The organism is Kribbella sp. NPDC026596 (assembly GCF_040638415.1).
Classification (GTDB): domain Bacteria; phylum Actinomycetota; class Actinomycetes; order Propionibacteriales; family Kribbellaceae; genus Kribbella.
On sequence record NZ_JBEZYF010000119.1, the window covers coordinates 1 to 13,490 of the forward strand.

At 67.7% G+C, this 13,490-nt stretch carries 14 protein-coding genes and 3 tRNA genes; 6 read left to right on the forward strand and 11 right to left on the reverse strand.

The window, feature by feature from the left end; genetic code table 11:
• Positions 1–287: 287 nt before the first annotated feature.
• A tRNA-Trp gene (locus AB0E63_RS44990) sits at positions 288–356 on the reverse strand.
• Between the two features lie 530 nt (positions 357–886).
• Here AB0E63_RS44990 and AB0E63_RS44995 point away from each other — a divergent pair.
• Together AB0E63_RS44995 and AB0E63_RS45000 are read left to right on the forward strand one after the other, a co-directional pair.
• A tRNA-Thr gene (locus tag AB0E63_RS44995) sits at positions 887–962 on the forward strand.
• Between the two features lie 217 nt (positions 963–1,179).
• Positions 1,180–1,527 (forward strand): hypothetical protein, encoded by a 348-nt coding sequence (locus AB0E63_RS45000; RefSeq protein WP_360380632.1) that lies wholly within the window; start codon positions 1,180–1,182, stop codon positions 1,525–1,527.
• A 153-nt stretch (positions 1,528–1,680) separates the two neighbouring features.
• Here AB0E63_RS45000 and AB0E63_RS45005 read toward each other — a convergent pair whose 3' ends face one another.
• The 3 genes from AB0E63_RS45005 to selD form a co-directional block, all read right to left on the reverse strand.
• Positions 1,681–2,010 carry a hypothetical protein gene (locus AB0E63_RS45005; protein WP_360380635.1) on the reverse strand — a complete coding sequence of 110 codons (330 nt, stop codon included), beginning with the start codon at positions 2,008–2,010 and terminating at the stop codon, positions 1,681–1,683.
• A gap of 114 nt (positions 2,011–2,124) precedes the next feature.
• Complete coding sequence (locus AB0E63_RS45010) at positions 2,125–2,562, reverse strand: hypothetical protein (RefSeq protein WP_360380637.1); 438 nt, start codon at positions 2,560–2,562, stop codon at positions 2,125–2,127.
• Between the two features lie 103 nt (positions 2,563–2,665).
• Positions 2,666–3,667: a selenide, water dikinase SelD gene (gene selD / locus AB0E63_RS45015; RefSeq protein ID WP_360380639.1), complete on the reverse strand. Its 1,002-nt coding sequence runs from the start codon at positions 3,665–3,667 to the stop codon at positions 2,666–2,668.
• 130 nt (positions 3,668–3,797) lie between these two features.
• On the opposite strand from selD, the gene AB0E63_RS45020 reads away from it, so the two are divergent.
• The 4 genes from AB0E63_RS45020 to AB0E63_RS45035 all read left to right on the forward strand — a co-directional run bounded on the left by AB0E63_RS45020 (position 3,798) and on the right by AB0E63_RS45035 (position 7,653).
• Positions 3,798–3,891, forward strand: a tRNA-Sec gene (locus AB0E63_RS45020).
• 52 nt (positions 3,892–3,943) lie between these two features.
• Complete coding sequence (gene selA, locus AB0E63_RS45025; RefSeq protein WP_360380641.1) at positions 3,944–5,242, forward strand: L-seryl-tRNA(Sec) selenium transferase; 1,299 nt, start codon at positions 3,944–3,946, stop codon at positions 5,240–5,242.
• Position 5,243: 1 nt separating this feature from the next.
• Positions 5,244–7,010 carry a selenocysteine-specific translation elongation factor gene (gene selB, locus AB0E63_RS45030; RefSeq protein WP_360380643.1) on the forward strand — a complete coding sequence of 589 codons (1,767 nt, stop codon included), beginning with the start codon at positions 5,244–5,246 and terminating at the stop codon, positions 7,008–7,010.
• 181 nt (positions 7,011–7,191) lie between these two features.
• Positions 7,192–7,653 carry a rhodanese-like domain-containing protein gene (locus AB0E63_RS45035; RefSeq protein WP_360380645.1) on the forward strand — a complete coding sequence of 154 codons (462 nt, stop codon included), beginning with the start codon at positions 7,192–7,194 and terminating at the stop codon, positions 7,651–7,653.
• A gap of 141 nt (positions 7,654–7,794) precedes the next feature.
• Here AB0E63_RS45035 and AB0E63_RS45040 read toward each other — a convergent pair whose 3' ends face one another.
• The 7 genes from AB0E63_RS45040 to AB0E63_RS45070 all read right to left on the reverse strand — a co-directional run.
• Positions 7,795–8,430 (reverse strand): hypothetical protein, encoded by a 636-nt coding sequence (locus AB0E63_RS45040; protein ID WP_360380664.1) that lies wholly within the window; start codon positions 8,428–8,430, stop codon positions 7,795–7,797.
• Between the two features lie 2 nt (positions 8,431–8,432).
• Positions 8,433–8,618 carry a hypothetical protein gene (locus AB0E63_RS45045; RefSeq protein ID WP_360380647.1) on the reverse strand — a complete coding sequence of 62 codons (186 nt, stop codon included), beginning with the start codon at positions 8,616–8,618 and terminating at the stop codon, positions 8,433–8,435.
• A 112-nt stretch (positions 8,619–8,730) separates the two neighbouring features.
• Positions 8,731–9,213, reverse strand: a complete 483-nt coding sequence (locus tag AB0E63_RS45050) for a hypothetical protein (protein WP_360380650.1) — start codon at positions 9,211–9,213, stop codon at positions 8,731–8,733.
• Positions 9,214–9,453: 240 nt separating this feature from the next.
• Positions 9,454–10,335, reverse strand: a complete 882-nt coding sequence (locus AB0E63_RS45055; RefSeq protein ID WP_360380652.1) for an SDR family oxidoreductase — start codon at positions 10,333–10,335, stop codon at positions 9,454–9,456.
• A gap of 166 nt (positions 10,336–10,501) precedes the next feature.
• Complete coding sequence (locus AB0E63_RS45060; RefSeq protein WP_360380655.1) at positions 10,502–11,290, reverse strand: DUF4386 domain-containing protein; 789 nt, start codon at positions 11,288–11,290, stop codon at positions 10,502–10,504.
• A 222-nt stretch (positions 11,291–11,512) separates the two neighbouring features.
• Complete coding sequence (locus AB0E63_RS45065; RefSeq protein ID WP_360380658.1) at positions 11,513–12,547, reverse strand: hypothetical protein; 1,035 nt, start codon at positions 12,545–12,547, stop codon at positions 11,513–11,515.
• A 459-nt stretch (positions 12,548–13,006) separates the two neighbouring features.
• On the reverse strand, positions 13,007–13,490 hold a 484-nt coding region (locus AB0E63_RS45070; RefSeq protein ID WP_360380661.1), incomplete at its 5' end, for a TetR/AcrR family transcriptional regulator C-terminal domain-containing protein.

Genomic DNA, 13,490 nt, shown 5'->3' on the forward strand with positions numbered 1-13,490 from the left:
CCGGCTCCATTGCGCGTCGGTCAGCACCGCAGAACGAGACACCAGCCAACAATCCCAGCCAACCACGCCGACCTTTAGGAGACACGCCCTAGCCGCTGGCCGACAGCTGGTGACGTCCCCGGGGCGTTGCGGGCCCCAGGGACGGTCGCCCGTTCCCGGGCGTCTTCCCCGGCGCACGAGCGGCGCCGCAGGGAAGGTCTCCCGGGCCGTCGGTGACCCGGGAGAAAATGCGATGAATGTCCAGTTGTCAATTGTTCGTGCCGATATCCGTGAATACCGGGAAAAAGCATCGGTGGAAGGAATCGAACCCTCATGAGCCGGGTTTGGAATCCGGTCCGCAGCCAGTGCGCACCGACGTAGCCGAAAAGGCAAAGAAAAAGGAGCCGCCTGCTGCCGGTAGCCCGGCTCAGACGACTCCTGGGAGACTCTCCCGCAAGGAGATCACCCAGGTGGGCCGCCCGCACTCGGGCTCAGCTCGGCCTCGAGCTGGTGATAGCTGAAGTCTTCACGCACGGATCGCAGACATGCCGACAAAACCATGGGGCCAGGCCGCCATGCCTTTCTCGGGTTCCGCGTGCCGTACACGATGTCTCCTCTGTCAGTTTGGTCCGTGCGGGAATTAGTCTGACCCATCCCGCTCAACCACGTCAACGCATTTGCCGAATCAATTGTTCCCACGCCTATTTCCCGGCCATCCGACGTACGCCGGCTCCCTCAGGTTCCACCCCACCCACGGTCAGCCACCAACCAACTACCAAACCGGCACCCCCACCCGACCCCGCCGTACCACCCCTCCAGCGCTCCGCCTACCCCACAGATCCCGCCCCGGGAGGTATCCGATTCGGAAACACCCCCACCCTCCCGCTACACTCTTGCCTCGGTACCCGCCGCCTTAGCTCAGTCGGCAGAGCGTCTCACTCGTAATGAGAAGGTCGTCGGTTCGATTCCGACAGGCGGCTCCACCCAAACCCCCAGGTCAGAGGCCACTCTGCGCCTGGGGTCTTCCTCCTTCACTGCACCTCGTGGTGCGGGTCGTGGTGCGAGCGGGTTCTATGATCCCCGGCATGGCCAAGGAGCTGTCGAAGCCGAAGCGGCCCCGCGGCCGTATCGAGACGTTGCCGTCCGGCTCGCTCAGGGTCTCGCTCTACGCCCGGCACTGACCCGATCACCAAGGATCGGATGTACCTGCGTGAGACCGCGCCTGCCGGCCCGAAGGCCGAGGCCGAAGCGAAGCTCGGCATTAAGACTCGTAACAACTACCGCAGCCAGGCCGACAAACACATCGTCCCGTGCATCGGCCACCAGAAAGTACGCGCAGTCGATGCCGACATCGCGGACTCGTTCTACTCGGAGCTGCGGCGGTGCGCGACCACTGCGATGGTAAGCCGCGAGTCGACCACCGAACGGCTCAGCCGCACGAGTGCGACCAGCGCTGCAAGCCGCATGTCTGCGAGCCGCTCAAAGAGTCGAGCATCCTCTACATTCACCAGATCCGGAGCGGCGCATTCCGGCGAGCGGTTCGCCTGAAGTGGGACGCCTGTTTGTTCCCACGCTGAGCTGGTGAGCGTGACGCATCCTCGCCGCGCGCAGTTGGTCACCGAGCACAGTGGCATGCCGGACAGTGGCAGCGATCTGCGGCCACGCTGCGGGGCTTGGATAGCACAGTCGGTCTCGACGGCATCAACGGTGGAAGACGCCGTTACGTTCGCTCCATACCTCGGCGACGACGGTCTGCTGCCCGTGCCGGTCCGATGTGTAGCTGAATCCGTCGTCGCTTTCGACCTGGAACCAGACCGAGGCTGGGCCCCGCACAAAGGTTCCGCCGACATCCTTCTCGTCGTCGTCGACCCGAACGCGTTCGCCGCCGCCCTTCCAGTTCACCTTCATCGCCAAGGTACCGATCGCGATCGGAGGCTTGTGCTGCAGTGAGGCGATGGTGTCGTGGAAGTCGGGCAGAATCACGTCTTGGACCACCAGCGTCGCGCGGCCGCGCGCGGTGTCGGCCGACACGTTGTCAGGGTGCGCTCGGGCGGTCCAGAACAACCCGGCGGCGGAGATCCCGGGGTTGAAGTCGTGGGTCTGGGTTGCGAATGTGGGGTCGACCGACCCCTCGAAGACGTCGACTCAATAGAACGCGAACGTGCCGACGCTCTGCCGGCCGTCGAGGCCGATGAACGTGCCGTCCATGAACCGGACGTCGACCTCGAAGGCGTGGGCCGCGTTGGCGCCGGTTCCCCGGCCGCGGATAATCGCTGCCGCGACGTTCCCCTTGAAGTTGGTGATCGTGCTGGGCTCCCCCTCCCCGGGGAGGAACACGTGGAAGACCTCGCCTCCCGGGGTGAGCTGGAAGCCTCCTGGGATGGGTCGCGCAGCAGCGGTCGAGAGATGACGATTGTGCGCAGGTTGCGCGGATGCGGCAGGCGCGCCGACCAGCCAGCCTCCGCCGACGGCGGTGCCGGTGAGTCCGGCCGCACCGGCCATGAAGTGACGTCTGGCCAGCCCCTGCCGCTGCCGCGGCGTCCGGTCCGGCAGCGTGGTTCCGCTCGTGGTTCTGGGCAACATCCCAGCCACCCCCTCCGGTCGCTCGTTTTTGACCATACGCCCGCCTCCGGACCCGCGCCAGCGTCGATGCCGTCGCGATTTCACGGCCCGAGAAGGGTGGAGCTCAGCCGCGTACCACGACGTCGTACGCGGTCCGCTCGACGAGTTCACCGATGATCGGGCAGCCCGGGAGCTCTGCGGCGGCCAGCAGTCCGCCCGACGTCTGCGCGTCGGCGAGCAGTAGTTGCTCGACCTCGGGTAGTGATCCGAAGTTCGTACCCGGTCCGGCCCAGGCGAGGTTGCGACGGGTGCCGCCGCTGATGTAGCCGGCGGCCGCCGACTTGCGGGTTCCGTCCAGGTACGGCACTGCGGCGGCATCGATGACCGCGGTCACCGCACTGGCCCGGGCGAGCTTGACGAGATGGCCAAGCAGCCCGAAGCCGGTGATGTCGGTGGCGCAGCGAGCGCCGGCGGCCAAAGCAGCTTGCGAGGCGACCTCGTTGAGCGCGGCCATCGTCTCGACTGCCTCCAGGAACACCTCGCCGGTCTGCTTGTGCCGGTTGTTGAGCACGCCCAACCCGAGTGGCTTGCTCAACGACAGCGGGTCTCCCGCCACCCCCGCGTCGTTGCGCAGCAGCCGTGCGGGATCCACGACGCCGGTGACCGCCATGCCGTACTTCGGCTCCGGGTCGTCGATGCTGTGGCCACCGCCGACGTGGCAACGGGCCTCGCGGGCGACGGCGAGCCCGCCGCGCAGAACCTCCTTGGCAAGCTCGAACGGCAGCACGTCCCGCGGCCACGCCAACAGATTCACGCCGACCAGCGGCCGCCCGCCCATGGCGTAAACGTCCGAGAGCGCGTTCGCGACTGCGATCCGCCCCCAGTCGTACGGATCGTCGACCACCGGAGTGAAGAAGTCTGCGGTGGCGACGACGGCCAGGTCGGCGGTGAGTCGTACGACGGCCGCATCGTCGCCGCTCTCGAGGCCGACCAGCAGGTCGTCGTCCACGGGGCCGCCGAGCAGGTCGGCAATGACCAGCTCCAGTTCGCCGGGAGGGATCTTGCAGGCGCAGCCGCCACCGTGAGCGTACTGAGTCAGCCGGTAGGTGCCCGCGCCGGTCGTCATGTCATACCCTCCCCGCTGGCGGAGCCAGTGCCCACAGCGTAGGGCCGTACCTCACCAGGATGAACACGGAGACGCCTGCGGTTGCCGCAACCCATCGCCCCGCCGCTCGGGCAGTCCTATGCTGGCGAGCGGAGGCGTCAGGGTGTCTGGTGGCCCCCGCGGTCTTCAAAACCGTTCGGGACCGAGGATCTCGGTCCGGCGGGTTCGATTCCCGTCCGCCTCCGTCATCTTTCGTGAGTCGATGACGAGACGGGCGCGTCGCCGTACCGTCGAGGAGTGGTCGACGAACGACGCCGGATCCCGCGGGTCGATGGTCTGCTGGCGGACCCGCGGCTGGCCGACGCGCAGGACCGCCTGGGGCGGGCACTGGTCAGGCAGCTGGTCAACGAGGTCCAGGACCGGGCGCGCCGGGGTGAGATCACGCCTGAGCAGGTGGCGGATGTCGTCGTGGCGGAGCTACCACCGCGCGCGAGCGGGATGCGTCCGGTCGTGAACGCGACCGGGGTGCTACTGCACACCAATCTCGGCCGGGCGCCGCTGTCCGCGGCCGCCGTCGACGCGGTGGTGGCGGCAGCGGGATGCGTCGACGTCGAGTTCGACGTGGACAGCGGTCGACGGGCTCGGCGCGGCCGTCAGGTTCTGCGGGCTATCACGGCGGCTGTGCCGGCGGCAGAAGCTGTGCACGTGGTGAACAACAACGCGGCCGCCCTGGCGCTCGCGGCGACGGCTCTGGCAGCGGGCCGGGAGATCGTGCTGAGCCGGGGCGAGCTGGTGGAGATCGGCGATGGGTTCCGCATCCCCGACCTGCTGACCTCCACCGGTGCGCGCCTGCGGGAGGTCGGGACCACGAACCGCACGACCCTCCGCGACTACGCCGAGGCCCTCGGACCGCAGACCGGTTTCGTGTTGAAGGTGCACCCGTCGAACTTCGTGGTGACGGGGTTCACCGCCGGTGTTTCGGTGCGAGAGCTCACTTCCTTGGACGTACCCCTCGTCGTCGACATCGGATCCGGCCTGCTCGCCCCGGACCCCTCGCTGCCGGACGAACCCGACGCCGCGACAACACTTGCCGATGGCGCCACCCTGGTCACCGCCAGCGGGGACAAGCTGCTCGGCGGACCGCAGTGCGGCTTCCTGCTCGGTGATCGCACCTTCGTGGAGCGGCTGCGTCGCCATCCGCTCGCCCGAGCCATGCGTGTCGACAAGCTGACCCTCGCCGCGCTGGAAGCGACCCTGCGGGGACCGACCTCCCCGACCTCGCGCATGCTGCACGCGAGCGCCGACGAACTCGAGGCACGCGCCAGCTCCTTGCTGGTCGGCCTCACCGCGCTGGACCTCGACGTACGAGCTGTGCCGAGCCAGGCCAGTACGGGAGGCGGCGGCGCGCCAGGACTAGTGCTGGCTAGTACGGCGTTGAGCGTGCCGGCGGAGTACGCGGAGGTACTCCGGGCCCAGGACCCTGCCGTCGTCGGACGGATGCACGCTGCACGGCTCCTGCTCGACCTGCGAAGCGTCCCACCCGAGCTGGATCACGTGCTGCACGACGCGATCACTCGCGCCGCCCTACAGGCCTGATATGCACGTCATCGCGACCGCCGGCCATGTAGACCACGGCAAATCCACCCTGGTCCGCGCGCTGACCGGGATGGAGCCGGACCGTTGGGCCGAGGAGCACCGACGCGGCATGACCATCGACCTCGGTTTCGCCTGGACGACGCTGGAATCGGGGCCGACCGTCGCGTTCGTCGACGTACCCGGCCATGAGCGGTTCATCGGCAACATGCTCGCCGGCATCGGACCCGCTCCGGCCGTCATGTTCGTCGTCGCCGCCGACGAGGGCTGGAAGCAACAATCCGCCGAGCACCTCGCCGCGCTCGACGCTCTCGGCGTCCGGCACGGGGTAATGGTGATCAGCCGTTGCGACCTCGCCGCGCCTGCATCCGCGTTGGCCACCGCTCGGCACGAGCTCGCGACGACATCGCTGAACGGGATCGAGCAAGTCTGCGTGAGCGCAATGACCGGTGCCGGCATGGACGACCTCCGGGCCGCGCTGTCGCGGTTGGTCGCCGCCCTGCCGCCACCTGATCGGGAGCGTGCGGTGCGCCTCTGGGTGGACCGGGCGTTCACGATCCGCGGCGCCGGCACCGTGGTGACCGGCACGCTGACCGCAGGAGCGATCTCCGCCGGCGACACCCTCGCGATCGCGCCCGGGGAGCACCGTGCACGCGTCCGCGGCGTGGAGTCGCTGAAGGCCCACCTGCCCTCGGTGCAAGCCGTGGCCAGGATTGCGGTCAACCTGCGGCATCTGCCCGTGAGCCAGATCCGGCGCGGCAGCGCGCTGCTCACGCCCGAGGCCTGGGATACGACCAGTCGGGTCGATGTGCGGACCTCTGGGGAACTGCCGCACCAGGTACTCCTTCACATCGGATCGGCTGCCGTCGCGGCCCAGGTGCGGCCCTTCGCCGCGGATCTCGCCCGGCTGACTCTCGTATCGCCGCTGCCGCTGCAGATCGGGGACCGGCTGCTACTGCGCGACCCGGGCAGCAGGCGAATCGTCGGCGCCACCGTGCTCGACGTACGACCGCCAGAGCTGGTTCGCCGCGGCGACGGCGCTCTGCGACGTGCCGAGCTGGCCGCGATGACCGGACAACCGGACCCGGTGTCCGAGTTGCGCCGACGCCGCGTCGTCACCGTTGCCGACCTGCGCCGGATGGGCTGCCCGGCGCCGGCGGGCGTTGCCCCGGTCGCCGGCGATTGGCTGCTCGACCCCGCGTACCGCGACGAGCTGCAAGCACGGCTCGCCGCCGAGGTCGACTCATACGCGGCCAGCCATCCCCTGGAACGGGGCCTGCCCGTCGAGGCCGCGCGCCAGCGACTCGACCTGCCCGACCGCCGGCTTGTCGACGCCCTGGTGGCGCCACCCCTGGCTGCCTTGGCCGGACGGGTTCTGCGGGCACCGAACCGAGACATCCTCCCACCGGAGGTGGCATCGGCGGTAGAGACGATCCGCGCCGACCTGGCGACGACCCCGTTCGCGGCACCCGACGCCGACCGGCTCGCGTCACTCGGCCTGACACCGGCGAAGCTCGGCGCCGCGGTCCGTACCGGGGCACTCCTGCAGGTTGGCGACGGCGTCTACCTCACCCCCGAAGCCCCCGACCTCGCCGTGCAGCGGCTCGCCGAGCTTCCGCAGCCGTTTACCGTCCGCGACGTACGGATGGCGCTCGGCACCAGCCGCCGGGTGGTCGTTCCGCTACTTCAGCTGCTGGACCGCGCAAACCTCACCCGCCGCGTCGACGACGTCCACCGCCGAGTCGTAGACCAATCCCGTCCGGACACCTAACCCGACGCCGCAAACGGCGCCACTGCGGGCGCCCCTGGCCAGGCAGCGCCTGGACGCCGCCGGGCGGAAGCGAGACATTTTGATGACGAGGGTGGCGTGGAAGGGGCGTCCGTAGCGATCGATGGCAGTAGGTCGACTATGGGGCGAACGCCACGCGTGAGGGCCGACCTGTGGGGGCGAGATGGGGATCGACGAGACGCTGGCCCACGTTCGGGCCGAGCTCTGCCGGCTGGACCCGGTCGCAGCTGCAGCAGCAGCGCATGAGCCGGCGACATACCTCGTCGACATCCGGCCGGAGTCTCTGCGGCGCGGCACCGGCGAGTTGCCAGGCGCCATAGTCATTGAACGCAACCACCTGGAGTGGCGCCTGGATCCCGGCAGCGACGCACGCATCCCCGAAGCGGCCGACCGGGACGTTCGGTGGATCATCGTGTGCCAGAGCGGCTTCTCGTCCAGCCTCGCGGCCCACTCACTTCGCCAGATCGGCCTTGTACACACCGCCGACTTGATCGGCGGGTTCGACGCCTGGCTCGCCGCCGGCCTCCCGGTCGACCACCCAACCGAGCCAGACCGGCCTCGTGGCCCAGGTGAAGGCCCAACAGCGCGATCCCCCTCAAACAGGCGGTCGCCTGGAGGGCCTTGATCAGCAGAGATCGCTGCGGTCACGCACCACACACCCTGTCGCGACTACCAGTCGCCCGCGGCACCCCGGGTGACAACAGCCGAACCCACCAATGAGCCGGGGCTGCAGTCCAAGGTCCTTCGCGGACAGAGTGTCTCGTCGTTACACCTGCCGGTATGTCGCGAGGGTTGCTTTCAGTGCTTCGGTGATCGGTGTGGCGTGAATGCCTAGTTTGTTGGCGATCTTGCTGCTGTCGACTATGAATGGTTTCTCGAACTGGTATTGCATCTCGGTGAGTTCTCGCAGGGTGGGGTTGATGATGCCGAGGGCGCGGAGCATCAGCGGCGGCATGGCGCGGAGCTTGGTGCGGGGTTGCCCGGCGTACTGATAGACGATCTCGACCAATTGTCGGATGCTGCGGGTGTCCGGGTCGTTGGGGACGTGCCACACCTGACCGGGCGCATCGGTGTGTTCGCCCAGCACTGCGAGCGCTTCGCCGATGTCGGGGATGGAGGTGTAGGTGTGTGGCTGGTCGGGATCGCCGAGCACGGTAGCGGTCTTGCCGTGCAGGGCGGCGGGAAAGACGCGGTCGCCGAGGTTTGATTGCGCGCCGCCGCGCGGTCCGAAGTAGTCGGATGCGCGGCCGATCGCGACCTCGACGCGGCCGGCTGTGTGGGCGGCGAGGAGTTCGCGTGCCATTCGTCCTCGGAGTTGCCCCTTCGTGGTGTGTGCGTCGTAGGTGCGGTCTTCGGTGAGCGTGCGGCCGGCGGGACGCCCGTACATGTAGACGTTCTCCATGCTCACCAGCCGCGCCTCGGTGGCCTCTGCGGCGGCGAGCACCCCGGCCGCAGGGCGGGGAACTGCGCGGTCCATTCGGTGTAGGGCGGGTTGAGTGTCTGATAGATCACGCGGGCGCCCTTGGCGACAGCGGTGGTGAAGTCGGGGTCGCGGGCGTCGCCGCCGATGACCTCGATCTCGTCGGACACGCGGGCGTGTCCGGAACGGTTGACGAGCCGGGGGTCTCGCCGCGGTGGCGGAGCGCGTCCAGCAGGGCGAGGCCGATCGCGCCGGTGCCGAAGATGACGTGTTGCGGGGCGCTCATGCCTTGGTCTCGGTCTGTGTCTGTGCCGGAGCCGGGCCGGCCTCGGCGCGATATGGAAGCAGGTAATGGAGCAGCAGGCCGGACAGCGCGGAGAAGGTCACGGCTCCGTAGGCGCCGTAGATCGTGAACTGGTTTTCGACGCTGATCCCACCGAGGGTGGTGACGGTCCAGCCCAGCGCCCACAGAACCGGCATCGCGGCGGCCCATATCCACCGCCTGTGGGCCTGAGGCGGCAGCGCGAGGGCTTGCGCCAACCCGAGGATGACGCCGGTGAGAGCTCCCATCAGGGCCAGGTCGCCCAATGAGGTGCCGTACCCGACGACTACGGCGCCGAGGAGCAGGCCAACGCCCATGCCGATCGCGGTGGCTGGTACCCACCTGCGCGGATCGAGCCGGCGGCGACTGAACAGCGTCTGTCCGATGCCGAGAACGAGCCCGGTGACCAAGCCGCCGAGCAACGCGGCGAGGGCGTCGTCCACGCGGCCTGCCGTCAAGTCGCCCGCAATACCAGCGAGGGGGAAGGAGACGAAGCCTGCCGTCCAGAGCAGCCAAGTACGGAGGAAGACTGGTTGTGATGCTGCGGAATGGGTCATGGTGCTCAACTCCTGAGCTCCGGCAATGGCCGGCTGGGTTGTTGTACGTGTGCGCGGTATCAGGAGGACCAGTTCCTGGCGGGGAGATCTCGGCGAGGGCGGGTCGCGGTACGGCGAGTCGACTGGTTACGCGTTGGCCGCTGGAGCGGTGAGCCCGACCAGGTCGGCGCTGACTTCCCACAGTCGTGCGGCGACCAGTGTGTCGTAGCTGCGTTTGGAGGATCTCGTGGGCTTGCTCTTGGCGAAGTAGCGACCCGTCATCTGGTCAAGATCGGGTGCTGAGGCGAGATGGATCGAGGTCGCAGCACCCTGGGCCGGGGATTTCATGAACGGTCGCAAGACAGGAACGAACAGTCGCTGGGCGCGGCCGGGGTCGCCGGCTCCGAACGCGGTGCTCACCAGGCCGGGGTGGACGGCGTTGGCGGTGACGGAGGTGGTCTGCAGCCTTCTGGCCAGTTCGTAGGTGAAGAGGACGTTGGCGAGTTTGGACTGGTTGTAGGCGCGGGCGCCGGAGTACGACCGTTCGCCCTGGAGATCGTCGAAGTCGATGCGTCCCATCGCCTGCGCGTTGGAAGAGACCGTAACCACGCGACCCGCAGCGCTTTGCTTCAGGCTCTCGAGGAGCAGATTGGTCAGCAGGAACGGGGCGAGGTGGTTGAGGGCGAAAGTGTGCTCGAGTCCATCGGGGGTGACGTGCCGGGTGTTCCAGTAACCGCCGACGTTGTTGATCAGTACGTCGATCCGAGCGTGACGCTGGAGTACCTCGCCGGCCAGTCGCCGTACCTCCGCCTGCAAGGACATATCCGCGACGAACAACTCCACCGGACCGCCGCCGATGGCAAGGATTTCGCTGGCCGTGTTCTCGGTACGGACCCGGTCCCGTCCGATGATCAGGACGCGTGCACCCATCGTGGCCAGACCCACTGCGGTCGCTTTGCCGATACCTGCGGTACTACCGGTGATCAGCACCGTCCTGTCGGCCATCGACCCACTCTGGCTCTGCTCCATGGTGATGCTCCTTCGATGCGCAGCCTGGGCCACGGCCCGGCTTGGTTCAGTTCCTTGCCTGGGTGAACGGACGCCAGCGGGAATTCCTGCCGGTTGAGGTGCTGCGGATCGCGACGCCGAAGACGCCTGAACGGGTCGATGCGAGTTGGGCGATGACCCTGCCGCGTCAGCGAGCTTCGCTGGGCATCCGGCGTAGCAGCAATAGACCGATCACAAGCAGCCACAGCGCCCACAGATAGCTGCCGAGCAGACCGCCCAAGTCCCACACGGGGAATCCGGGAACAGCAGTAGCGAGGATGTCGCCTTGATTGACGAAGTACAGCGCGCTCGCGACCAGACCCAGCCAGCCGACCCAGACAGGCATCACACGGGACCGCAGGATGATGACGCTGACGGTGACCGACCAGCCAATGGCGAGGAGCTGTCCGAGATGTTCGCCCAGCAGGGCACCGCCGTACTGGTGCTGAGCGGTCCAGGCAGCCGCTACCGCCGTGCGAGTGTTTTCGTCACCACTCATGTAAGAGTCGGCCAAGGCCGGAACGACGAAGACCCAGCGCAGGAACCCGATCAGCGCCAACAAGACAGAGGCAGCCCCCACAGAGGTGGCCAGTCGCAATGCTGTGTCTCCACGACGTGCGAGCGCGGTCGGCAGCAGCAGAATCGCTACCCCGAGGATCGCGTAGGTCCATGCGACCGCGAACCAGGTCCAGACCAGACTCGTGCCGCCGTCCGCATACTCGGGCAGCACCACATCCGCGGGTTGCCGCAGGATGTCGGGCCAGTCGAACGTCATCGACAAAACTGTCGCGGCGACCATGAAGGCCACCGTGGACACGATGAACAAGATCCCCGCAACTCGAGCGGTTCTACGTCGTCCCCCAGCCGCCACAGGCGTTGCGGCGTCGAAGCGCGCGGATACCTCGTTGCTGCCTTGATGACTACTGACTGTGTCCACGCGAACCGCCCCCAAGCACGGCCACGGACTGTGGCGGCCCTGAGGACCACTGTGCGCAATAAGCAACCGCTAGCCTCAGCATGTGGCCCGAAAGCGAGCCTGTCCATGATCGAAGAGCGACGAATGGAGACAGCAACACCCGAGCCGCGAAATGCACAAGGATCGCACCGGATCGCCCGGCGACCGAGGAGCTGGTCGCCGGGCGATCGTCGTACAGCTGGATCAGAGGCCGCGGATGTAGAAGACCTTGCTGACGCCCGAGTGGAAGTTGTAGCAGGTCGGGAAGTAGACCCGGTACGGGATCAGGCCCTTGTACGCCGGCTGCGCGGACACGGTGAACCGCCCGCTCTGCCGGATCGCGGCGGCGCTGACACCACGCCATTGGGACGCGCCGTACAGGCGTTGCAAAGTCACCTTGCAAGCTGCCGGTGAACCGAGGACGTTGCCGTTGACCGGGACGATCGTCCCGACCGGTGCGCTGGTCTTCGACGGCGTCGCCGAGACGATCCCGGGCCGGGCGACGACGATTCCCAGACCACCGATGTCCAACGGTTTGCCAGGGATCCGAAGGCAGTTGACGGCTTCCGCGGCCGACGCCGGATACGCCTTGGTGACGGTCCCGCTCGAACTGGTGCGCAGGAACTGTCCGGTGAGGGACTCGACGCACTGGCTGTCGACGCCGAGCATCACCGCGAAGCGGGTCGCGTACGGCTTTCCGGTCGCCGAATCGGTCACCGCCCAGGTGATCGAGTAGCGAGATCCGAACGGCACCAGCCGCGGAGTCACCGAGGCGGTGATCTTGGGCAGGTGATACCCGCTGACGGCCAGCGCCGGTCCATCGAACGGCGTCGGCTCGACCTCCGTCCCGTGGACGGTCATGCTGAACGGTCCGGTCGTCACTCCGATGACCTTGAAGGTGCCGTTAGCGGTCGAGGGAATGTTCACCACTCCGGCCCACTCCCCGTTCTGCGTGGTGCCCGACACCCGCGGCAGATCGGCCGAGACCAGGTACGTGAGCCTCCCGGTTCCGCTCGTCCGCTGCAGATGTGCCACCAGCGGAATGTTCGCGTTCAACGGGTCGGCGGAGTCATAGCCGCCCTTGACCGTGATCCCTGTCGGCACGGTGTTGAGCCCGGAGACCGCAACCGCGGTGCGATTCAGGGTGACGCCGCTGATGGTCAGCTTCGGATCCGGTGCCGCCTGAGCGGACGGCATCGCTCCGAGCAACAGCCCCAGCAGCGGCGCTGTGAGGAGCACCGCCAGTACTCGCCGGAGGGCCCTGCCGGCGGAGAACGCAGCCGCCGGCGGTGGCGGCTTTGGTGCCGGTATCAATGAAACATGCAACATCTCAGTGCCCTTCTTCTCAGCCTCGCGGGAGCCCCAGAACTCGCTTTTCTTTGGGCCGCGATATCGGCTGTGCTGGTCGGGCGCTGCGCCGGACCTACTTTCGCCGATATGGCATCCCCCTTGCTCAGCCAGATGGCGCGATGTGAATGGTTTGTTGTTCACCAACGCAGGACGATGGGCGTTACCGTTCGCGAGGCGAAGCACTGAAGTACCTGCCGCCTGTGGCTCGACCGTTCACGGCGATCTGGAATCTCTGGCACAGCGAGACACGCGTCGCAAACGGGGCGCCGGTCGGAGGTAGACACATCCGATGAACGGTGCTCGACGTCGGAGGGCCGCGAGTCGAGAGCCGACGCGGTGGGGGGCCAACTAACCGCTGGTGAGCGATCTCGCGAGACCGTCCAGCACGATGCCGAGCCCGAACTCGAACTCCTCGCCATAGTCGTAGCCGGGTTTCATGACGTGCTCGACGGAGAACTCGACGAGGTGCGGATACTCTTCGGCGGCGTACCGCGCCATCATCTGCCCGGCGACCTCGGGGATGGTGTCCGGTCCGTTGATCGGCAGGGATGCTTCGGACAGGGCGAACCCGTAGACAAAGGCGTCGATCAGTGCATACGCGTGGGCCGTCATCGGTATCGAGAACCCGGCGCCGCGAAGTGTGCCGATGACCGCATCGTGGTGTTTGAGGGTCGCTGGGCCGGGATTGGTGCGCGACTCGAGGAGGCCGATGGCCCAGGGGTGGCGCCGCAGCGCTGCGCGGGCCGAAGCGGCCCTCCGCTGCATCTCGGTGCGCCAGTCACCGCCGATCTGCGGCAGCTCGATCTCGCTGAAGACGAGGTCGACGATGCTG

What these genes read in the sequence shown, in the direction of transcription:
- AB0E63_RS45000 (WP_360380632.1), top strand. Translation starts at nt 1,180, where the DNA reads ATGTACCTGCGTGAGACCGCGCCTGCCGGCCCGAAGGCCGAGGCCGAA.
- AB0E63_RS45010 (WP_360380637.1), bottom strand. Translation starts at nt 2,562, where the DNA reads ATGTTGCCCAGAACCACGAGCGGAACCACGCTGCCGGACCGGACGCCG.
- selD (WP_360380639.1), bottom strand. Translation starts at nt 3,667, where the DNA reads ATGACGACCGGCGCGGGCACCTACCGGCTGACTCAGTACGCTCACGGT.
- selB (WP_360380643.1), top strand. Translation starts at nt 5,244, where the DNA reads ATGCACGTCATCGCGACCGCCGGCCATGTAGACCACGGCAAATCCACC.
- AB0E63_RS45035 (WP_360380645.1), top strand. Translation starts at nt 7,192, where the DNA reads ATGGGGATCGACGAGACGCTGGCCCACGTTCGGGCCGAGCTCTGCCGG.
- AB0E63_RS45040 (WP_360380664.1), bottom strand. Translation starts at nt 8,430, where the DNA reads ATGGAGAACGTCTACATGTACGGGCGTCCCGCCGGCCGCACGCTCACC.
- AB0E63_RS45055 (WP_360380652.1), bottom strand. Translation starts at nt 10,335, where the DNA reads ATGGAGCAGAGCCAGAGTGGGTCGATGGCCGACAGGACGGTGCTGATC.